The organism is Streptococcus sp. 3109 (genome assembly GCF_013276905.1).
In the GTDB taxonomy this organism is placed as follows: domain Bacteria; phylum Bacillota; class Bacilli; order Lactobacillales; family Streptococcaceae; genus Streptococcus.
Genome location: NZ_VMLY01000004.1, coordinates 164,974 through 186,546 on the forward strand (window position 1 = coordinate 164,974; position 21,573 = coordinate 186,546).

Sequence of the window (21,573 nt, forward strand, 5' to 3'; positions counted from 1 at the left end):
ACCTCTTTAATAAATATTATTACTCTTCATTTTACCATAAAATCTTCTGGAAATAAAGCCAAAATAGTTATTGGGAGATGGTAGGGGAGAAAAAAACCAACCTCAGGGCTGGTTTCTTTTACATATTAATCTTCTTTCAACTTCGCTAATTCCTGTGCAAGTAGTTTAAGGGCAACTTGTGGGTTGGCTTGGCCTTTGGTTGCTTTCATAAGGAATCCTGTGAAGGCCTTGTCTGCGTTACGTTTGCCTGACTTGAAGTCGGCAACAGCAGCTTCGTTATCGGCAAAGACTTGGTGGATGATTGGGATCAGGATTTCAGAATCTGAGATTTGAACCATGCCTGCTTTTTCCACGTATTCACGCGCGCCACCGCCATTTTTAGCTAGGTGGACAAAGACTTTTTTGGCAATCTTAGATGAGATAGTTCCGTCTTCGATGATGGCAATCATTTCAACCAAGTTTTCTGGTGTCAACTCGATTTGTTCCAGTGTCTTGCCTTCAGCATTCAAGAATTGAGCGACTTCTCCTTGAAGCCAGTTAGAAACTTGTTTAGCATCGCCACCGAGAGCCACAGCTTTTTCAAAGAAATCAGAAGTGACTTTGTTTGCAGTCAACTGGCTAGCATCGTAGTCTGATAAACCAAGGTCAGATACATAACGCGCACGGCGTTCTTTTGGAAACTCTGGCAACTCTGTCCGCATTTCCTCGATCCACTCGTCTGAAATTTCAAAGAGAGGTAGGTCTGGTTCTGGGAAGTAGCGGTAGTCTGCAGCCCCTTCCTTGACACGCATGAGGATGGTTGCTTTGTTAGCTTCATCGTAACGGCGTGTTTCTTGGCGAATTTGACCACCTGAGCGAAGAATTTCAGCCTGGCGTTGAACTTCGTATTCAAGACCTTTACGAACGTTTGAGAAGGAGTTGAGGTTTTTCAACTCTGTCTTGGTACCGAATTTCTCTTGACCATAAGGGCGAAGAGAGATATTGGCATCCACACGCATCGAACCTTCTTCCATCTTAACATCAGAAATACCAGCGTACTGGATAACTTCCTTGAGGGCTGTTAGATAAGCATAGGCTTCTTCAGGAGAACGCATGTCAGCTTCAGATACAATCTCAATCAATGGCACCCCTTGGCGGTTGAGGTCAACGTAAGAGTAGCCGTCTGTACCGTGGGTGTTTTTACCAGCGTCTTCTTCTAGGTGGGCACGTTCGATACCGATTTTCTTAGTCGTACCGTCTTCTAGCTTGACTTCAATCCAGCCGTTATAACCGATTGGCTCATCAAACTGAGAAATTTGGTAGGCTTTAGGATTATCAGGGTAGAAGTAGTTCTTGCGGTCAAAGTGCATCTTTTTATGGATGTCCATGTTGAGGGCAAGAGCAGCCTTGATACCGGCATCGACAACACCTTTATTGAGAACTGGCAGAACTCCTGGGAAAGACCAGTCAATCACATTTGTATTGGCATTTTGGTCATTTCCAAAGTGGGCAGAAGTGGGTGAGAAGATTTTTGAATTGGTGTTGAGCTCTACGTGGACTTCAAGTCCAATGACTGTTTCAAAGTTCATTAGTTATCACCTCCAAAAATCACGGGTTGTTGTTTGTGGTAGTCTGTTGTCGCCTCAAAAGCAGCAGCAGCTTGGTAAATAGTTTCCTCAGAATACTTAGGACCAATCAATTGCAGACCGACAGGTAGACCTTGAGAGAATCCAGCAGGAATCGAAATCCCTGGAAGTCCTGCCAAGTTGACTGGGATGGTCAAGAGGTCAGCCAAGTACATGGCAACTGGGTCGTGGTTGAGTGAATCCAAGTCATAGGCAACACTTGGAGCAGTTGGACCCAAAATCAAGTCGTAATCCGCGAAGACTTTTTCGAAATCTTGAATGATGAGGGTACGGACCTGTCCAGCCTTCTTATAGTAGGCATCGTAGTAACCTGATGAAAGGCTGAAAGTACCTAGCATGATACGGCGTTTCACTTCTTCACCGAAACCTTGGCTACGGCTGTTTACATAGATTTCATCAAGATTAGTCGCATCTTCTGCGCGGTAGCCGTAACGGATACCATCAAAACGTTGCAAGTTTGATGAAGCTTCTGATGAAGCGATGATGTAGTATACGGCAACTCCGTATTTAGAGTGAGGAAGGCTGACTTCTTCGACGATAGCACCCAATTTTTCAAAGTGTTTGGCTGCATTCAGAATGGTTTCCTTAACCTCTGGGTCAATCCCTTCGCCTAGATATTCCTTAGGTAAAGCAATTTTCATGCCCTTGATGTCTTGACCGATTTTTGAAGTAAAGTCGGCGATTCGGACAGGAGCAGAAGTAGAGTCTTTAGCGTCTTCGCTGGCAATAGCGTTGAGCAAGAGGGCATTTTCCTTAACAGTTGGTGCGAAAGGTCCGATTTGGTCTAATGAGCTACCAAAGGCAATGAGACCGAAACGTGAAACTGTTCCGTAGGTTGGTTTGAGACCAACGATTCCGTTGAAGGCAGCAGGTTGGCGGATAGAACCACCAGTATCAGAACCTAGTGACAAGCGGACTTGTCCTGAGGCTACGGCTGAAGCAGAACCACTTGATGAACCACCAGGAACCTTGGTCTGGTCCCAAGCATTTTTAGTGGCACCATAGTGAGAAGTTTCGCCTGAACCACCCATGGCAAATTCGTCCATGTTGGTTTTCCCAACAACAATCATGCCTTTAGCTTTTGCATTGGCAACGGCTGTTGCGTCAAAGATTGGCTCATAGTTGTAGAGCATTTTTGAGGCTGCAGTTGTGAGAATACCGTCTGTAGAGATGTTATCCTTAACAGCCAATGGAATCCCTGAGAGGACATTATCAGCATCAATTCCAGCTTCATCAATAGCCTTAGCTTGCGCAAGGGCTTGCTCCTCAGCGATGGTGACAAAAGCGTTGATAGCTGTCTCTCGAGACTTGATATCTTCAAGCGTTGCTTGGGTTAATTCTGTTGCAGAAATTTCCTTAGAGACAAGGAGATTGTGCAAGTCTTCAATGGTTTTATTGTTGAAAGTCATTAGGCATCTCCTCCATCGTCTAGGATAGCTGGTACCTTGATATAGTAGTTGTCTTTTTCAGGTACGTTTTTAAACAAGCGATCGCGGTCTGTTCCTTCTTCGGCCACATCAGGGCGGAGTACAGTCTTGCGGTCAGCCATAGTCGTAGTAGGTGCGACACCAGTTGTGTCAACTTCGGCCAGTAACTCAACCATGTCAACAATCTTAGACAAGGTAGTCGCAAAGGCAGCAGTTTCTTCTTCAGAGAATCTTAATTTTGAAAGATTGGCAACGTGTGTTACCTCTTCTTGCGTAATTTTCATCTTGCATCCTTTCGTGAAATGATGATTTTTAGTCTGTTCTATTTTACCATATTTTCCTATAAATAAGGGAGGGATAAGTGAAAAGAAATAGAAATTGAAAAAAATGCTAAAATCCGATATAATGGAGTGTTGAAAGGAATGGTAAAATCCAATGTAAAAATCATTCTTAGCTATCGAAACAAGGAAAATAGAGAATCTAAAGAAAGAGAACTTATGAATATTCAAGAAGAAATTAAGAAACGTCGTACCTTTGCCATCATCTCCCACCCGGACGCGGGGAAAACAACCATAACGGAGCAGTTGCTCTACTTTGGGGGTGAGATTCGTGAGGCTGGTACCGTAAAAGGAAAGAAAACAGGGACTTTTGCCAAGTCTGACTGGATGGATATCGAGAAGCAACGTGGGATTTCGGTGACTTCATCTGTTATGCAGTTTGATTACGATGGCAAGCGCGTCAACATCCTAGACACCCCAGGGCACGAGGACTTTTCAGAAGATACCTATCGTACCTTGATGGCGGTGGATGCTGCGGTCATGGTTGTGGACTCTGCCAAGGGTATCGAGGCGCAAACCAAGAAATTGTTTGAGGTTGTGAAACACCGTGGCATTCCAGTCTTTACCTTTATGAACAAGCTGGACCGTGACGGTCGTGAGCCACTGGACCTCTTGCAAGAATTGGAAGAAGTATTGGGCATTGCGAGCTATCCGATGAACTGGCCAATCGGGATGGGGAAAGCTTTTGAAGGCTTGTATGACCTCTATAATCAACGCTTGGAGCTCTACAAGGGGGATGAGCGTTTTGCTAGTTTAGAAGATGGGGATAAGCTTTTTGGTAGCAATCCTTTCTACGAGCAAGTCAAAGATGATATTGAACTTTTAAATGAAGCTGGAAATGAGTTTTCAGAGGAAGCTATCCTTGCTGGAGAATTGACACCTGTCTTCTTTGGTTCAGCTTTGACAAACTTTGGTGTGCAGACCTTCCTTGAGACCTTCCTCAAGTTTGCTCCAGAACCACATGGACACAAGAAAACAGACGGTGAAGTTGTGGATCCGTACGACAAGGATTTCTCAGGATTTGTCTTTAAAATCCAAGCCAACATGGACCCTCGTCACCGTGACCGTATTGCCTTTGTCCGTATCGTATCAGGCGAATTTGAGCGTGGTATGAGTGTCAACCTGCCTCGTACTGGTAAGGGAGCTAAGCTGTCAAATGTTACTCAGTTTATGGCGGAAAGTCGTGAGAATGTAACCAATGCCGTGGCGGGTGATATTATCGGTGTATACGATACAGGTACTTATCAAGTTGGGGATACCTTGACAGTTGGGAAAAACAAATTTGAATTTGAACCACTGCCAACCTTTACACCTGAGATTTTCATGAAAGTTTCTGCCAAGAATGTCATGAAGCAAAAATCCTTCCACAAGGGGATTGAGCAACTGGTGCAAGAGGGGGCTATTCAGCTTTATAAGAATTACCAAACAGGCGAGTATATGCTGGGAGCTGTAGGTCAACTCCAGTTTGAAGTCTTTAAGCACCGTATGGAGGGCGAGTACAATGCGGAAGTCGTCATGAGCCCAATGGGGAAAAAGACCGTTCGTTGGATCAAGCCTGAGGACTTGGATGAACGCATGTCGTCAAGTCGCAATATCTTGGCTAAAGACCGCTTTGACCAACCAGTCTTCCTCTTTGAAAATGACTTTGCCCTCCGTTGGTTTGCGGACAAGTATCCAGATGTAGAGTTGGAAGAAAAAATGTAGATCGCCAAAGTTACTTGATTGTGTAACAATCTAAGTAACTAACGCCAAGTTTCTATGGAACTTGGCTAGGCGCTCCACTAGTAAAGTTTTACGAATAATATCGATTCGTAAAACTTTACGTCGTAACAGTTAGCAAGCGGTAACTGCCTCACTAACTACGTTTGGCAAATAGGATCGATTTGTAAAACTCCGTGTCGTAATGTAAAAAATAGCCTTACCTAAACGCTTCACTAGGCAAAGTCCACGAATGGTATAGATTCGTAAAACTTTCCGTCGTAACTGGTAGTGAGTGGTCTAGCTAACTGCTTTACTAACTACGTTTGGCAAATGGAATCGATTTGCCAAGCCCCGTGTCGTGGTGTAAAAAATAGCCTTATCTAAACGCTTTGCCGTCATAATGGAAAGTAAGCTCCCCAAACATATGATGGGAATAAAAAAGAAATGAGATAGAGAATGAGAGACGAGAAAAAAGCGATTGTCTTAGGCGCAGGTAATGCTCAGTATGAATAAAGTTGAAACAACAATAAAGTCCCTGTGTATTCGTTATGATAATCGGAAGTTTTATATTTTTAATGATGATTTTCCGATTGACAGTAGTATTCTGAAAGATTATCGTTTACCCTTTGAGGGACTTTCTTACGCTACCTTATTTAGGTATTTTATCCCTAAGTATGTAAGTGAGGTTCGTGTATTGTATTTAGACTTGGATATTATAGTGAGAAAACCGATAGATGAGCTGTGGTACTTAGACTTAACAGGCATCTCCTGAGTAGTAGTTAGAGATGATTTTTATACACCTATTTTCAATGTTGTTTTTTGTTAATCAACAATGACATGTGAAGAGCAGAAAATGTCACGTAAAATCTGATTTAAGACACAAATAAAAAATCTTCCAATTCTCTGTTTCCGTGTCTGAAGGCTTCTTTTCCTTTCTGTTGATAGACTAGTAGCAGACGATTGATTTGTCTTTCAGAAAGATTGAGTTCGACACAGGCTCGATTCTTTGTTTTCTTTCCTTGGTCTATAGCTTTTATCACAAGATATTTTTTCGTTTCATTCATATTCAGTTGGATCCTTTTCATATGACTATTCTACCAAATGGGACATTTTCACGTTCGATTTACTAAAGACATTATCGCATTCGAATCACAATAAATAAAAAAATCTTCCAATTCCCTTGCAAAAATGAAGAAAGTGTGATAACATAGTACGGTATGTGGTGCTAGCACATCCGCTATATTAGATCTAATAGGAGGAAAACACAATGGCTAAAGTATGTTACTTTACAGGTCGTAAGACTGTATCAGGAAACAACCGTTCACACGCGATGAACCAAACAAAACGTGCCGTAAAACCAAACCTTCAAAAAGTTACTGTTCTTATCGATGGTAAACCTAAAAAAGTTTGGGCTTCAGCTCGTGCTTTGAAATCAGGTAAAGTTGAACGCGTTTAATAATAAAAGCAAGGAGACCTCAGGGTCTTTTTCTTTTGTCATAGCGAAAAAATCATTTTAAAAGCAGAGTAAATATCCGCTGATACAGTATTCTGCTTTTACACTTGGGCTGAAATATGATAAAATAGAGTATCAACTAGTTGAGGTAAAAAGGATGACTGTAAAAATTAATACAAAAGATGGTCAAATCGAACTAACAGATGAAGTGATTGCAACTGTCGTAGGCGGTGCAACAACTGAGATTTTTGGTGTGGTCGGTATGGCTAGTAAAAATGCCCTCAAAGATAATTTCCAAGCCCTTCTAGGTAAGGAAAATTATTCCAAAGGTGTCGTCGTAAAGGCAGCCGAAGATGGAAGCATTGCAGTTGATGTGTATACCGTGTTGAGCTACGGAACAAAGATTAGTGAAGTGTCAAAAAACATTCAAGAGCGTGTTGCCTTTAGCTTGGAAAACCAGCTTGGAATTACTGCTCAGACTGTAAATGTCTACATTCAAAATATCAAAGTTGTAGGAGAATAACCGTGTCAAAAATTACTACTAGCTTATTTCAAGAAATGGTGCAGGCTGCATCAACTCGCTTGAATAAGCAAGCTGAATATGTCAATTCATTAAACGTCTTCCCTGTTCCAGATGGAGATACTGGGACAAATATGGGAATGACCATTGAAAATGGTGCTAAAGAAGTTGCAGACAAGCCAGCTTCTACAGTTGGCGAGGTAGCGAGCATTCTTGCCAAAGGTCTTTTGATGGGTGCGCGGGGGAACTCAGGAGTTATTACGTCTCAGCTTTTCCGTGGATTTTCACAAGCCATCAAGGATAAAGACGAGTTAACAGGTCAAGACTTGGCCCTTGCCTTCCAATCAGGTGTGGAAGTTGCCTATAAGGCAGTGATGAAGCCAGTTGAAGGAACGATTTTGACAGTTTCTCGTGGTGCTGCTATCGGTGCTAAGAAAAAAGCTGAGCAAACAGATGACGCTGTTGAAGTCATGCGCGCAGCTTTAGAAGGTGCTAAAACAGCTCTAGCTAAAACACCAGACATGCTTCCAGTCTTGAAGGAAGTTGGCGTTGTGGACTCGGGTGGTCAAGGATTGGTTTTCATCTACGAAGGTTTCCTTTCAGCCCTTACTGGCGAATATATTGCATCTGAGGACTTTGTAGCCACTCCTGCCAACATGAGTGAAATGATCAATGCAGAGCACCACAAGTCTGTGGCTGGTCATGTGGCGACTGAGGACATCAACTTTGGTTACTGTACTGAAATCATGGTAGCTCTTAAGCAAGGTCCAACCTATGCCAAAGATTTTGACTACGATGAATTCCGTAACTACTTGAATGAACTTGGAGATTCTCTCCTCGTTGTCAATGATGATGAAATCGTCAAAGTCCATGTCCATACAGAAGATCCAGGACTTGTCATGCAAGAAGGTCTCAAATATGGTAGCTTGGTCAAGGTAAAAGTTGACAATATGCGTAACCAACACGAAGCACAGGTTGAGAAAGAAGCTGCTCAAGTTAGCAAGCCAGCTGAAGAAAAAGAGTATGCTTTGATTGCCGTGGTGGCTGGTAAAGGTCTAGCAGATATCTTCCGTTCTCAAGGTGTGGATTATGTTATCGAAGGCGGTCAAACCATGAACCCTTCAACAGAAGACTTTATCAAGGCTGTTGAACAGGTCAACGCTCGTAACATTATCTTCCTGCCAAACAACAAAAACATCTTCATGGCAGCTCAATCTGCAGCAGAAGTTTTGGAGCAACCAGCAGTAGTGGTGGAAGCTCGCACTCTTCCTCAAGGTTTGACAAGTCTTCTTGCTTTTGATCCAAGTAAGTCCATCGAAGAAAACCAAGAGCGTATGACAGCTGCTCTTAGCGATGTCGTTAGCGGAAGCGTCACAACAGCTGTGCGTGATACAACCATTGATGGCTTAGAAATCCATGAAAATGATAATCTAGGTATGGTGGATGGGAAAATTCTCGTGTCAAACCCTGACATGCACCAAACCTTGACAGAAACTTTGAAACATATGTTGGATGAAGATAGTGAAATCGTAACCTTCTATGTCGGTGAAGACGGAAGCGAAGAACTTGCCAATGAAATTGCTCAAGAAATCGCAGAAGAATTCGAAGACGTTGAAGTCGAGATTCACCAAGGTCAACAACCTGTTTACCCATACCTATTTAGTGTAGAATAAGATTAATGAAGGACTGAGAAATCAGTTCTTTTTTTCTTTTTAAATAATGAAATCGGTATCTTTTAAATAAAAACCAAAATAACATTCATAAATAAACGTTAAAATAGAAAATTCAGAAAATTTCTTCTTTTGTCTTGAAAAATTTTGAAAAAGTGGTATGATAGTAACAAGTTATTTTTAAGAGGAAAGAAAGGGGAACAATGGAGAAAATCAGTTTAGAATCTCCTAAGACGGGGTCTGACCTAGTTTTGGAAACACTTCGTGATTTAGGAATTGATACCATCTTTGGCTATCCTGGTGGTGCAGTCTTGCCTTTTTATGATGCGATATATAATTTTAAAGGCATTCGCCACATTCTAGGACGCCATGAGCAAGGCTGTCTGCATGAAGCTGAAGGTTATGCTAAATCAACTGGAAAGTTGGGTGTTGCCGTCGTTACTAGCGGACCGGGAGCAACAAATGCCATTACAGGGATTGCGGATGCCATGAGCGATAGTGTTCCCCTTTTGGTCTTTACAGGTCAGGTGGCGCGAGCAGGGATTGGGAAGGATGCCTTTCAGGAGGCAGACATCGTGGGAATTACCATGCCAATCACTAAGTACAATTACCAAGTTCGTGAGACAGCTGATATTCCTCGTATCATTACGGAAGCTGTCCATATCGCAACTACAGGCCGTCCAGGGCCAGTTGTAATTGACCTACCTAAAGACGTATCTGCTTTAGAAACAGACTTCATCTATTCATCAGAAGTGAACCTACCAAGCTATCAGCCGACTCTTGAGCCAAATGATATGCAAATCAAGAAAATCTTGAAGCAATTATCCAAGGCTAAAAAGCCAGTCTTGCTAGCTGGTGGTGGAATTAGTTATGCTGAAGCTGCTGCAGAATTAAATGAATTTGCAGAACGCTATCAAATTCCGGTGGTAACCAGTCTTTTGGGACAAGGAACGATTGCAACGAGTCATCCACTCTTCCTTGGAATGGGAGGCATGCACGGGTCATTCGCAGCTAATATTGCCATGACGGAAGCGGACTTTATGATTAGTATTGGTTGCCGTTTCGATGACCGTTTGACGGGGAATCCAAAGACTTTTGCTAAGAATGCTAAGGTTGCTCACATTGATATTGACCCAGCTGAGATTGGTAAGATTATCAGTGCAGATATTCCTGTAGTTGGAGATGCTAAGAAAGCCTTGCAAATGTTGCTAGCAGAACCAACAGTTCATAACAATACTGAGAAATGGATTGAAAAAGTTACCAAAGACAAGAACCGCGTTCGTTCTTATGATAAGAAAGAGCGTGTAGTTCAACCGCAAGCTGTTATTGAACGAATTGGTGAATTAACTAACGGAGATGCCATTGTGGTCACAGACGTAGGTCAACACCAAATGTGGACAGCCCAGTATTATCCCTACCAAAATGAACGTCAGTTAGTGACTTCAGGTGGTTTAGGAACCATGGGATTTGGAATTCCAGCAGCAATCGGGGCTAAAATTGCTAACCCAGATAAGGAAGTAGTCTTGTTTGTTGGGGATGGCGGTTTCCAAATGACTAATCAGGAATTGGCGATTTTGAACATTTACAAGGTGCCAATCAAGGTGGTTATGCTGAACAACCACTCACTTGGAATGGTTCGTCAGTGGCAGGAATCCTTCTATGAAGGTAGAACATCTGAGTCAGTCTTTGATACCCTTCCTGATTTCCAATTGATGGCACAAGCTTACGGTATTAAAAACTATAAATTTGACAATCCTGAGACCTTGGCTCAAGACCTTGAAGTCATCACTGAGGATGTTCCTATGCTAATCGAGGTAGATATTTCTCGTAAGGAGCAGGTGTTACCAATGGTGCCAGCTGGTAAGAGCAATCATGAGATGTTGGGGGTGAAGTTCCATGCGTAGAATGTTAACAGCAAAACTACAAAATCGTTCGGGAGTCCTCAATCGCTTTACCGGTGTCCTGTCTCGCCGTCAGGTTAATATCGAAAGCATCTCTGTTGGAGCAACAGAAGATCCGAATGTATCGCGTATCACCATTATTATTGATGTAGCTTCACATGATGAAGTGGAGCAAATCATCAAGCAGCTCAATCGTCAGATTGATGTGATTCGCATTCGAGATATTACGGATAAACCACACTTGGAACGCGAGGTGATTTTGGTTAAGATGTCAGCGCCAGCTGAGAAGCGAGCTGAGATTCTAGCGATTATTCAACCTTTCCGTGCAACAGTGGTAGACGTAGCGCCAAGCTCGATTACCATTCAAATGACAGGAAATGCCGAAAAGAGTGAAGCTCTATTGCGAGTCATTCGACCATACGGTATTCGCAATATCGCTCGTACGGGTGCAACAGGATTTACCCGTGATTAAAAATCCAACTTAAATTTGTTAAACCAGCCTAAAAGGCAATAAATAATAGAAAAGAGAGAAAAACTATGGCAGTTCAAATGGAATACGAAAAAGATGTTAAAGTAGCAGCACTTGACGGTAAAAAAATTGCCGTTATCGGTTATGGTTCACAAGGACATGCGCATGCGCAAAATTTGCGTGATTCAGGTCGCGATGTCATCATCGGTGTACGTCCAGGTAAATCTTTTGACAAAGCAAAAGAAGACGGATTTGACACTTATACAGTAGCAGAAGCAACTAAATTGGCTGATGTTATCATGATTTTGGCACCAGACGAAATCCAACAAGAATTGTACGAAGCAGAAATCGCTCCAAACTTGGAAGCTGGAAATGCAGTTGGATTTGCCCATGGTTTCAACATTCACTTTGAGTTTATCAAAGTTCCTGCAGATGTAGATGTCTTCATGTGTGCTCCTAAAGGACCAGGACACTTGGTACGCCGTACTTATGAAGAAGGATTTGGTGTTCCAGCTCTTTACGCCGTATACCAAGATGCAACAGGAAATGCGAAAAACATTGCTATGGACTGGTGTAAAGGTGTTGGAGCAGCTCGTGTAGGTCTTCTTGAAACAACATACAAAGAAGAAACTGAAGAAGATTTGTTTGGTGAACAAGCTGTACTTTGTGGTGGTTTGACTGCCCTTATCGAAGCAGGTTTCGAAGTCTTGACAGAAGCAGGTTACGCTCCAGAATTGGCTTACTTTGAAGTTCTTCACGAAATGAAATTGATCGTTGATTTGATCTATGAAGGTGGATTCAAGAAAATGCGTCAATCAATTTCAAACACTGCTGAGTACGGTGACTATGTATCAGGTCCACGTGTAATCACTGAACAAGTTAAAGAAAACATGAAAGCTGTCTTGGCAGACATCCAAAATGGTAAATTTGCAAATGACTTTGTCAATGACTATAAAGCTGGACGTCCAAAATTGACTGCTTACCGTGAACAAGCAGCTAACCTTGAAATTGAAAAAGTTGGTGCAGAATTGCGTAAAGCAATGCCTTTCGTTGGTAAAAACGACGATGATGCATTCAAAATCTATAACTAATTAGAAAGCAAAGAATTTTGCTAAAATAGTAGCTTCAGCTATTCGTGGGATATTAGATGTACTTATTTAGGAGTTGAAATCATATGAACATTACCAATTTGTTTTCTATCAAGACAGGATGTGATGAGAATGATAGGCAACTGCAAAAATTATTTTTTCAGTTGGATTTACAATTGGGAGAATTGACAGATCAACTAAGAAAATTAGATTCTAATTTTGTTCCTCGTAGTCAATTTGTAGACACGCTGGATTTGAATGATGTAGAATATAAAGAAATTTTAAACTATTTTATCTTCCATCGTAATGATAGTGAAGAAAGTTTGGCAGAATGGTTATATGATTGGATTTCTACAAATCGTTATGAACTTCCTAAAGAGTTTTCAATTCGTATGGCTCATAAATATCATGAAAGTGTTGCTGAAGTTTTTGGAGATGAATAACTAAAAAAACAGTCATTAGTGACTGTTTTTTATAGAAAAAGAGGTTTTATATGTTAAGTTCAAAAGATATAATCAAGGCTCATAAAGTCTTGAACGGTGTGGTTGTGAATACACCGCTTGATTATGACCATTATTTATCGGAGAAGTATGGTGCTAAGATTTATTTGAAAAAGGAAAATGCCCAACGTGTTCGTTCCTTTAAAATTCGTGGTGCCTATTATGCTATTTCTCAGCTCAGCAAGGAAGAGCGTGAGCGTGGAGTAGTCTGCGCTTCTGCGGGAAATCATGCGCAGGGAGTTGCCTATACTTGTAATGAGATGAAAATTCCTGCTACTATTTTTATGCCCATTACTACTCCGCAACAAAAAATTGGGCAGGTTCGCTTTTTTGGTGGGGATTTCGTGACCATTAAACTAGTTGGAGATACCTTTGATGCCTCAGCTAAAGCAGCTCAAGAATTTACAGTCTCTGAAAATCGTACCTTTATTGATCCCTTTGATGATGCTCATGTCCAAGCAGGTCAAGGGACTGTTGCTTATGAGATTTTAGAAGAAGCTCGAAAAGAATCGATTGATTTTGATGCTGTCTTAGTTCCTGTTGGAGGTGGTGGTCTCATTGCTGGGGTTTCTACTTATATTAAGGAAACAAGTCCAGAGATTGAGGTTATCGGAGTAGAGGCGAATGGAGCGCGTTCTATGAAGGCTGCCTTTGAAGCTGGTGGACCTGTTAAGCTCAAGGAAATTGACAAATTTGCGGATGGGATTGCTGTGCAAAAGGTAGGACAGTTGACCTATGAAGCAACCCGTCAACATGTTCAAACCTTAGTAGGTGTTGATGAGGGATTGATTTCTGAAACCTTGATTGACCTCTACTCCAAGCAAGGGATTGTTGCAGAACCTGCTGGAGCGGCTAGTATCGCTTCTTTAGAAGTTTTAGCTGAATATATCAAGGGGAAAACCATTTGTTGTATCATTTCTGGAGGAAATAATGATATCAACCGTATGCCAGAAATGGAAGAACGTGCCTTGATTTATGATGGTATCAAGCATTACTTTGTGGTCAATTTTCCACAGCGTCCAGGTGCTCTGCGTGAGTTTGTAAATGATATCCTGGGACCAAATGATGATATCACACGTTTTGAGTATATCAAACGAGCTAGCAAGGGAACAGGGCCTGTATTGATTGGGATCGCTTTGGCAGATAAGCATGATTATGCAGGATTGATTCGTCGAATGGAAGGTTTTGATCCGGCTTATATTAACTTAAATGGGAATGAAACGCTTTATAATATGCTTGTCTGAGGGCTAATAAAAAAATATCATATTATTTGCACAACTGATGTATAGGTGCTATAATGAAGATGAAGAAAGGGGGCGATTCCTATGGTTTTAGGAAACTTATCGTGCAATTCTTACTTCTGTTCATTATAGCACTTATGATGTTTGGCTCAGATTTCCATCCTTCATTTTGATTTCCCGTCTATTTTGAAAAGTAAACTCACACGGTCTTTAAGATGTGATTTGCTTTCTTTTTGCTGACAAATATATCATATTAAAAGGATATATGAGCAACTGACTGAGCTTATCTGTCTTGTCATCTTTATTAAGGATGGTTTAGAGAATCGGGTGTTTGGTTTTAGGCTAGCACCTCAATATCCAAATGAGTGATGAATTTGAAGGATATAAGGAATAGCTATCTATCAGATGATTTTTTGAGGAAGAAAGATAGGAGTTTTTGAGCTAGTGAAGGCTTGGATTTCTAAAGGTTAGAACTGTCATCTTCAGTTCTTAAATCGAAGAAATAAGCTATCTTACGGAAATAGAGAAGCATTTTTTTAAAAGCTTGAATAATTTTGCGCCTCAAGAGGGTAATAATACAATATTTTTATTAGCAAATATTTATGGTGTAGAGGCTAGCAAAACCTATATATTATCGGCTTTAAAAAGGAAGTAAGAAAATTATGAACTAATTATTTTCGTTGAATATATGTTTTTTTATTGACAAAAGTAGTAAAAACGTATACAATTAAATATTGTAAAGAAGAAAATAGGAGAAAAACATGGCTAAGTCAAACTTTGAAAAAGTAGAATCAGTTGTTGGCTGGGTTCGTGATAAGAAAATCACAGGCTACCGTATCTCTAAAGAAACGAATGCGCGTGAAATGTCTATCATTGCTCTGGCGCAGGGTCGTGCAAAAGTAAAAAATATTTCATTTGAAACAGCCCTAGGCCTAATTGATTTCTATGAAAAAAATCATGAAAAATTTGAAGATTAATCTTTGGATAACGGCGGATTCCTGACCCTCAAGTAGTAGAGATAGAGAATCTGCCTTTTCATTTTGGACAGCAAAAAGACTGCACGGTTGATGCAGCCTTTTCTTTTTATTTGATACTCTTCGAAAATCAAATTCAAACCACGTCAGCTTAACCTTGCCGTACTCAAGTACAGCCTGCGGCTAGCTTCCTAGTTTGCTCTTTGATTTTCATTGAGTATGAGATAGCGTTGAAGGAACTCTTTTGTACGGTCTTCTTTAGGATTGGTGAAGAGGTCTTCTGGTTTGCCTTCTTCAGCGATTACACCCTTATCCATGAAGATAACACGGTGAGAGACATCACGGGCGAATTCCATTTCGTGAGTTACAACAATCATGGTCAAGCCTTCTTGAGCCAGGTCCTGCATGATTTTGAGGACTTCTCCAACCATTTCTGGATCGAGAGCTGATGTTGGTTCATCAAAGAGAATAGCGTCAGGATTCATTGAAAGGGCGCGAGCGATGGCCACACGTTGTTTTTGACCACCTGAGAGTTGTTTTGGTTTGGCTTGCCAGTAGCGTTCTCCCATGCCGACCTTTTCCAGGTTTTCTTTAGCAATTTTTTCAGCTTCTGTACGTTCGCGTTTAAGGACAGTTGTCTGAGCGACAATTGTGTTTTCAAGCACGTTGAGATTTTCAAAGAGGTTAAAGGATTGGAACACCATCCCCAACTTTTCACGGTATTGCGTGAGGTCGTAGCCTTTTTCGAGGACGTTTTGTCCATGATAAAGGATTTGTCCATCGGTTGGTGTTTCAAGAAGGTTAATGGAGCGTAGGAAGGTCGATTTCCCGCTTCCTGAGCTTCCGATGATAGAGATAACCTCTCCCTTGTGGACAGTCAGAGAAATGTCTTTTAGCACTTCGTTTTGGCCATAGGATTTTTTGAGGTGTTTAATTTCAAGGATTGCTTGTGTCATTATTTCAAATCCTCCGTTTGCATTTGGTTAGCACCTGTAGTATAGGTATCCATGTCCATGCGGCGTTCGATGAAGCGTAGGATACGTGTTACGGTGAAGGTGAGGACAAAGTAAATCACGGCGATGATTGTAAATGTTTGGAAGTATTGATAGGTTTGTGTTGCCACGGTATTTCCTGAGAAATAAAGTTCGACAACAGAGATAACGTTCAATACAGATGTATCTTTGATATTGATGACAAATTCATTACCAGTTGCTGGTAGGATGTTGCGGACAACCTGAGGTAGGACAATCTTACGCATGGTCTGGTTATGGGTCATACCAAGAGCAGTCGCAGCTTCAAATTGTCCCTTGTCAACCGCTAGGATACCACCACGGACGATTTCAGTCATGTAGGCACCGGTATTGATTGAAACGATGAAGATAGCAGCTAGTGTACGGTCAAGGTTGATCCCGAAAGCTTGGGCAGTTCCATAGTAGATAACCATCGATTGAACGATCATTGGTGTACCACGGAAAATTTCAATGTAGACATTGAGAATCCAGCCGACTAGTTTTTGTAGGCCGTAAATGACTTTGTTTTCAGAGAGAGGAGCAGTACGGAAAACACCAATGGCAAGACCGATAATGAGACCTATGATGGTTCCGACGATAGAGATTAAAAGAGTGATACCAGCACCACGCAAGAGTTGTTGCCAGTTTTCAGAAAGAATTTTAGTGACTTGGCTAAAGAAACTACTGCTAGTCTCTTCAGTTGTTGTAGCTTCGGCAGGTTGTTCCTTGATCATACGATCCATCAAGGCAACTTGGTCGTCTTTTGAAATGGTTTCAATGCTGGCATTGATTTGGCTAATACGATTGTCATCTTTACGAAGTCCAATAGCGATAGCTGTATCTTCTTCCCCAGTTTTAAAACCTGGCTCTACTTGAACCATCTTAAACTTAGAGTTAGCGGCTTCGGCAGTCAGTGCTTCAGGGCGTTCAGAAACATAGGCATCGATGACACCAGCCTCAAGAGCTTGGCGCATTTGAGCGAAGTCTCCCATGGCTGTTTCTTTTTTAGCGCCTGGGATTTGTGCAATCAAATCGTAAAGGTAGACACCTTGTTGAGAAGTGATTTTCGCACCATTAAAGTTATCTAAAGATTTTGCATTTGCGTAGGCAGAATCTTTTTTGACTAGTAGAACTGGTTCGCTAGTGTAGTAACTGCTTGAAAAGGCAATTTCTTGTTTGCGCTCAGCAGTAGGACTCATACCTGCGATAATCATGTCAATCTTACCAGAAGTAAGGGCAGGGACTAGACCTTCCCACTTGGTTTTAACAACCAAAGGTTCTTTCCCTAAGTCCTTAGCGATTTTCTTGGCGATTTGAACATCGTATCCGTTAGCATACTGGTTGGTTCCATCGATTTTAACAGCTCCGTTGCTATCATCATCCTGGGTCCAGTTAAAGGGAGCATATGCTGCTTCCATCCCGATGCGTAAATATTCATCGGCTTGGGCAACATTGACAAGTCCTAGCATCAGCAAGAGACTTGTGAAAATAGATAAGTATATTTTTTTCATGATTTCTCCTATTTCTAATCTATTAAAAAATAACTGTCTCCTATTTTATCGAAAAATGCGTAATTTTTCAACATAAGTAAGCCTTTACTTACGAAAAAATGCTATAATGATAAGAAAGATAAAAAGGGGGCTTAATTGATGAAAAAAACTTTTTTCTTATTTGTTTTAGGCTTGTTTTGCCTTCTGCCATTCTCTGTTTTTGCCATTGATTTCAAGATAAACTCTTATCAAGGGGATTTGTATATTCATGCAGATAATACGGCAGAATTTAGACAGAAGATAGTTTATCAGTTTGAGGAGGACTTTAAGGGCCAAATCGTGGGACTTGGACGTGCTGGCAAGATGCCTAGCGGATTTGAGATTGATTCTCATCCAAAGGTTCAGGCTGCGAAAAATGGTGCTGAACTGACAGATGTTACGAGCGAAGTGATAGAAGGAGCAGATGGTTATACTGTTAAAGTTTATAATCCAGGTCAAGAAGGCGACACAGTTGAAGTTGACCTCGTTTGGAACTTGAAAAATTTGCTTTTTCTATATGATGACATTGCTGAATTAAATTGGCAACCTTTAACAGATAGTTCAGGGGCTATTGGCAAGTTTGAATTTCATGTAAGGGGAGACAAGGGAGCTGAAAAACTCTTTTTCCATACAGGCAAACTTTTTAGAGAGGGAACGATTGAAAAGAGTAGCCTTGATTATACCATTCGTTTAGACGATCTTCCGGCTAAGCGTGGGGTTGAATTGCATGCATACTGGCCTCGAACTGATTTTGCTAGCGCTAGGGATCAGGGTTTGAAAGGAAATCATTTAGAAGAATTTAATAAGGTAGAAGACTCGATTGTTAAAGAAAAAGAGCAAAGTAAACAACTCCTTACTTGGGTCTTACCTTCGATACTTTCTATCTCCTTGTTATTGAGTGTCTGCTTCTATTTTATCTATAGAAGAAAGACCACTCCTTCAGTCAAATATGCCAAAAATCATCGTCTCTATGAGCCACCAATGGAATTAGAGCCTATGGTTTTATCAGAGGCTGTCTACTCTACCTCCTTGGAGGAAGTGAGTCCCTTGGTCAAGGGAGCTGGAAAATTCACCTTTGACCAACTTATTCAAGCTACCTTGCTAGATGTGATAGACCGTGGGAATGTTTCTATTATTTCAGAAGGAGATGCAGTTGGTTTGAGGCTAGTAAAAGAAGATGGTTTGTCAAGCTTTGAGAAAGACTGTCTAAATCTGGCCTTTTCAGGCAAAAAAGAAGAAACTCTTTCCAATTTGTTTGCGGATTACAAGGTATCTGATAGTCTTTATCGTAGAGCAAAAGTCTCTGATGAAAAACGGATTCAAGCAAAGGGGCGTCAGCTCAAATCTTCTTTTGAAGAAGTATTGAACCAGATGCAAGAAGGAGTGAGAAATCGGGTTATCTTCTGGGGACTTCCAGATTATTATCGTCCTTTAACTGGTGGGGAAAAGGCCTTGCAAGCGGGTATGGGACTCTCCACTATCTTGCCCCTATTTATTGGATTTGGTTTGTTCTTGTACAGTTTGGACGTTTATGGCTATCTTTACCTCCCCTTGCCAATACTTGGTTTTCTAGGTTTGGTTTTGGCTGTTTTCTATTATTGGAAGCTTCGATTAGATAATCGTGATGGTGTCCTAAATGAAGCAGGAGCAGAAGTCTACTATCTCTGGACCAGTTTTGAAAATATGTTACGTGAGATTGCACGATTGGATCAGGCTGAATTGGAAAGTATTGTGGTCTGGAATCGCCTCTTGGTCTATGCGACCCTATTTGGCTATGCGGACAAGGTCAGCCATTTGATGAAGGTTCATCACATCCAAGTAGAAAATCCAGATATCAATCTCTATGTAGCTTATGGCTGGCATAGTATGTTTTATCATTCAAGCGCGCAAATGGGCCATTATGCCAGCATCGCAAATACAGCAAGTACCTACTCCGTATCTTCTGGAAGTGGAAGTTCTGGCGGTGGCTTCTCTGAAGGCGGAGGTGGCGGCAGTATCGGCGCCTTTTAAAGAGAGCTATCACTGGCTGAAAAAATATGCTATAATGGAAGATAGAAAAAGGAGTAATCTATGTATCTTATTGAAATTTTAAAATCTATCTTCTTCGGGATTGTTGAAGGAATTACGGAATGGTTGCCCATTTCTAGTACAGGTCACTTGATTTTAGCAGAGGAGTTTATCCAATACCAAAATCAAAACGAAGCCTTTATGTCCATGTTTAATGTCGTGATTCAGCTTGGTGCTATTTTAGCAGTCATGGTGATTTACTTTAATAAACTAAATCCCTTTAAACAGACTAAGGACAAACAGGAAGTTCGTAAGACTTGGAGACTATGGTTGAAGGTCTTGATTGCGACCTTGCCTTTGCTTGGCGTCTTTAAATTTGATGATTGGTTTGACACCCACTTCCATAACATGGTTTCTGTTGCTCTCATGTTGATTATCTATGGGATTGCCTTTATCTATTTGGAAAAGCGCAATAAAGCGCGTGCTATCGAGCCAAGTGTAACAGAGTTGGACAAGCTTCCTTATACGACAGCCTTCTATATCGGCCTCTTCCAAGTTCTTGCCCTTTTACCAGGGACAAGCCGTTCTGGAGCAACGATTGTCGGTGGTTTGTTGAATGGAACTAGTCGTTCTGTTGTGACAGAATTTACCTTCTATCTTGGAATTCCAGTTATGTTTGGAGCTAGTGCCTTAAAGATTTTCAAATTTGTGAAAGCAGGACAGCTCTTGAGCTTTGGGCAATTGTTTTTGCTCTTGGTTGCGATGGGAGTAGCCTTTGCAGTCAGCATGGTAGCTATTCGTTTCTTGACAAGTTATGTGAAAAAACACGACTTTACCCTTTTCGGTAAATACCGTATCGTGCTTGGTAGTGTTTTGCTACTTTACAGTTTTGTCCGTTTATTTGTATAAGAAAAACCTTGAAGGGGCAGCTCTTCAAGGTTTTAAAATCCAGTCAGGGTAATCCCCAGCAGGCGGACACCTCTTTCTTTCTCGCTTAACTCTTCATAGAGTTGCAGGGCGATTTGGCTTATCTGACTAGCATCCTGTGTTTTTTGAGCCAGACTTTTTCGTTTAGTAAGAGTTGAAAAGTCCTCGTAGCGAATTTTCAGAATGACAATTTTTCCAGCTTTTTCTTGTTGACTGAGATTGAGAGCGACTCTTTCTGATAGAAGAGTCAGCTCTTTTTTAATGTCTTCCTCGGCACGGAGAATCTTCCCGTAGGTTTTCTCCTTGCCGATTGATTTACGGATGCGATTTGATTTAACTGGAGAGTTGTGAATGCCACGAGCCTTTCGATAAAGGTCATAGCCCAGTCTGCCAAATCGGTCTATTAGGGTCACTTCAGGAACTTCAAGTAGGTCAGCGCCAGTAAAAACACCCATGTGATGAAGACGTTCGACTGTCTTTTTTCCTACTCCATGAAATTTGGAAATATCCATTTGTTTGAGAAAATCCTCAGCTTGGTCAGGTAGAATCACTGTCAAACCATGTGGTTTTTGATAATCACTGGCCATTTTAGCCAAGAATTTGTTGTAAGAAACGCCAGCAGAAGCAGTTAGATGGAGTTCTTGCCAGATATCCTCTTGAATGAGGCGAGCAATTTTGACCGCTGACTTGATCCCGAGTTTATTTTCTGTCACATCCAAATAGGCTTCGTCAATGCTCATAGGTTCAATCAAATCTGTATAGCGCTTAAAGATAGATCGAATCTGGAGTCCCACAGATTTGTATTTCTCATAATTTCCTGAGATAAAGACGGCCTGGGGACAACGTTCGTAGGCTTCCTTGGAGCTCATGGCTGAATGGACACCAAAAACTCGAGCCTCATAGCTACAAGTGGAAACGACACCACGTCCACCTGTTTGCCGAGGGTCGCTTCCGATAATGACAGGTTTTCCTCTGAGTTTAGGATTATCCCTGATTTCTACCGCAGCAAAAAAGGCATCCATGTCAATATGGATGATTTTTCTTGACAAATCATTTAATAAGGGGAAAATCAACATGCCTAGCACCTTTTTACAGCTTATTTTCTTTTATTATACCCTTTTTTCTGAAAAAAGGAAAAAAGGGTATAATTTTTTCAAAAATATAATACAGTTTGGAGTAAAATATAGACTGTT

The 21,573-nt window shown here is 41.2% G+C and carries 19 protein-coding genes and 2 pseudogenes; 14 read left to right on the top strand and 7 right to left on the bottom strand.

Going from position 1 to position 21,573, the window contains the following annotated elements; genetic code table 11:
* Positions 1–125: 125 nt before the first annotated feature.
* From gatB to gatC, 3 genes are read right to left on the bottom strand one after another with little or no spacing between them, the layout of a single operon-like run.
* Positions 126–1,568, bottom strand: a complete 1,443-nt coding sequence (gene gatB, locus HT698_RS03095) for an Asp-tRNA(Asn)/Glu-tRNA(Gln) amidotransferase subunit GatB (protein ID WP_173217931.1) — start codon at positions 1,566–1,568, stop codon at positions 126–128.
* Positions 1,568–3,034 (bottom strand): Asp-tRNA(Asn)/Glu-tRNA(Gln) amidotransferase subunit GatA, encoded by a 1,467-nt coding sequence (gene gatA, locus HT698_RS03100; RefSeq protein ID WP_173217929.1) that lies wholly within the window; start codon positions 3,032–3,034, stop codon positions 1,568–1,570. Before gatA ends, gatB begins: the two co-directional genes overlap by 1 nt.
* Complete coding sequence (gatC, locus tag HT698_RS03105) at positions 3,034–3,336, bottom strand: Asp-tRNA(Asn)/Glu-tRNA(Gln) amidotransferase subunit GatC (RefSeq protein ID WP_057487535.1); 303 nt, start codon at positions 3,334–3,336, stop codon at positions 3,034–3,036. Before gatC ends, gatA begins: the two co-directional genes overlap by 1 nt.
* A 213-nt stretch (positions 3,337–3,549) precedes the next feature.
* Here gatC and HT698_RS03110 point away from each other — a divergent pair, with 213 nt between their 5' ends.
* Entirely contained in the window at positions 3,550–5,094 is a 1,545-nt protein-coding gene (locus HT698_RS03110; protein ID WP_173218060.1) for a peptide chain release factor 3, read from the top strand.
* Positions 5,095–5,596: 502 nt separating this feature from the next.
* The gene (locus HT698_RS03115) at positions 5,597–5,863 is read left to right on the top strand and encodes a glycosyltransferase (RefSeq protein WP_240147164.1); all 267 of its coding nucleotides are present in this window, start codon (positions 5,597–5,599) and stop codon (positions 5,861–5,863) included.
* A gap of 130 nt (positions 5,864–5,993) precedes the next feature.
* On the opposite strand, the pseudogene HT698_RS03120 reads toward HT698_RS03115, so the two are convergent.
* Positions 5,994–6,155 (bottom strand): annotated as a pseudogene (locus HT698_RS03120) (helix-turn-helix domain-containing protein); the annotation flags it as partial.
* A 203-nt stretch (positions 6,156–6,358) separates the two neighbouring features.
* On the opposite strand from HT698_RS03120, the gene rpmB reads away from it, so the two are divergent.
* From rpmB to HT698_RS03165, 10 genes and pseudogenes are all read left to right on the top strand, one after another.
* Complete coding sequence (rpmB, locus tag HT698_RS03125; RefSeq protein ID WP_001140948.1) at positions 6,359–6,547, top strand: 50S ribosomal protein L28; 189 nt, start codon at positions 6,359–6,361, stop codon at positions 6,545–6,547.
* A 154-nt stretch (positions 6,548–6,701) separates the two neighbouring features.
* Entirely contained in the window at positions 6,702–7,067 is a 366-nt protein-coding gene (locus HT698_RS03130) for an Asp23/Gls24 family envelope stress response protein (protein WP_050089938.1), read from the top strand.
* Positions 7,068–7,069: 2 nt separating this feature from the next.
* Complete coding sequence (locus HT698_RS03135; protein WP_173217927.1) at positions 7,070–8,737, top strand: DAK2 domain-containing protein; 1,668 nt, start codon at positions 7,070–7,072, stop codon at positions 8,735–8,737.
* Positions 8,738–8,937: 200 nt separating this feature from the next.
* Positions 8,938–10,638 carry an acetolactate synthase large subunit gene (locus HT698_RS03140; protein ID WP_060805182.1) on the top strand — a complete coding sequence of 567 codons (1,701 nt, stop codon included), beginning with the start codon at positions 8,938–8,940 and terminating at the stop codon, positions 10,636–10,638.
* The gene (gene ilvN, locus HT698_RS03145; protein WP_001253803.1) at positions 10,631–11,107 is read left to right on the top strand and encodes an acetolactate synthase small subunit; all 477 of its coding nucleotides are present in this window, start codon (positions 10,631–10,633) and stop codon (positions 11,105–11,107) included. The genes HT698_RS03140 and ilvN overlap by 8 nt, the downstream gene beginning before the upstream one ends.
* Positions 11,108–11,172: 65 nt before the next feature.
* Entirely contained in the window at positions 11,173–12,195 is a 1,023-nt protein-coding gene (gene ilvC / locus HT698_RS03150) for a ketol-acid reductoisomerase (RefSeq protein ID WP_000290683.1), read from the top strand.
* A gap of 83 nt (positions 12,196–12,278) precedes the next feature.
* Positions 12,279–12,635: a ketol-acid reductoisomerase gene (locus HT698_RS03155; RefSeq protein WP_173217925.1), complete on the top strand. Its 357-nt coding sequence runs from the start codon at positions 12,279–12,281 to the stop codon at positions 12,633–12,635.
* 50 nt (positions 12,636–12,685) lie between these two features.
* Positions 12,686–13,936, top strand: coding sequence for a threonine ammonia-lyase IlvA (ilvA, locus tag HT698_RS03160; protein WP_000952975.1), 1,251 nt, complete (start codon positions 12,686–12,688; stop codon positions 13,934–13,936).
* Between the two features lie 538 nt (positions 13,937–14,474).
* A pseudogene (locus tag HT698_RS10275) lies at positions 14,475–14,588 on the top strand (SPFH domain-containing protein); the annotation flags it as partial.
* Positions 14,589–14,694: 106 nt separating this feature from the next.
* Positions 14,695–14,910, top strand: a complete 216-nt coding sequence (locus tag HT698_RS03165; RefSeq protein ID WP_001130036.1) for a hypothetical protein — start codon at positions 14,695–14,697, stop codon at positions 14,908–14,910.
* A 188-nt stretch (positions 14,911–15,098) separates the two neighbouring features.
* On the opposite strand, the gene HT698_RS03170 is transcribed toward HT698_RS03165, so the two are convergent.
* On the bottom strand, positions 15,099–15,863 hold the full coding sequence (locus tag HT698_RS03170) for an amino acid ABC transporter ATP-binding protein (RefSeq protein WP_000189476.1): 765 nt from the start codon (positions 15,861–15,863) through the stop codon (positions 15,099–15,101).
* Positions 15,863–17,428, bottom strand: a complete 1,566-nt coding sequence (locus tag HT698_RS03175) for an ABC transporter substrate-binding protein/permease (RefSeq protein WP_173217923.1) — start codon at positions 17,426–17,428, stop codon at positions 15,863–15,865. Before HT698_RS03175 ends, HT698_RS03170 begins: the two co-directional genes overlap by 1 nt.
* Positions 17,429–17,566: 138 nt before the next feature.
* On the opposite strand from HT698_RS03175, the gene HT698_RS03180 reads away from it, so the two are divergent.
* Both HT698_RS03180 and HT698_RS03185 read left to right on the top strand, forming a co-directional pair.
* Positions 17,567–19,456 carry a DUF2207 domain-containing protein gene (locus HT698_RS03180; RefSeq protein ID WP_173217921.1) on the top strand — a complete coding sequence of 630 codons (1,890 nt, stop codon included), beginning with the start codon at positions 17,567–17,569 and terminating at the stop codon, positions 19,454–19,456.
* 60 nt (positions 19,457–19,516) lie between these two features.
* The gene (locus tag HT698_RS03185) at positions 19,517–20,362 is read left to right on the top strand and encodes an undecaprenyl-diphosphate phosphatase (RefSeq protein ID WP_173217919.1); all 846 of its coding nucleotides are present in this window, start codon (positions 19,517–19,519) and stop codon (positions 20,360–20,362) included.
* A gap of 32 nt (positions 20,363–20,394) precedes the next feature.
* Here the strand turns inward: HT698_RS03185 and dinB are convergent, their stop codons facing one another.
* A complete protein-coding gene (dinB, locus tag HT698_RS03190) occupies positions 20,395–21,456 on the bottom strand; it encodes a DNA polymerase IV (RefSeq protein WP_173217917.1) in 1,062 nt (353 codons plus the stop codon).
* Positions 21,457–21,573: the final 117 nt, after the last annotated feature.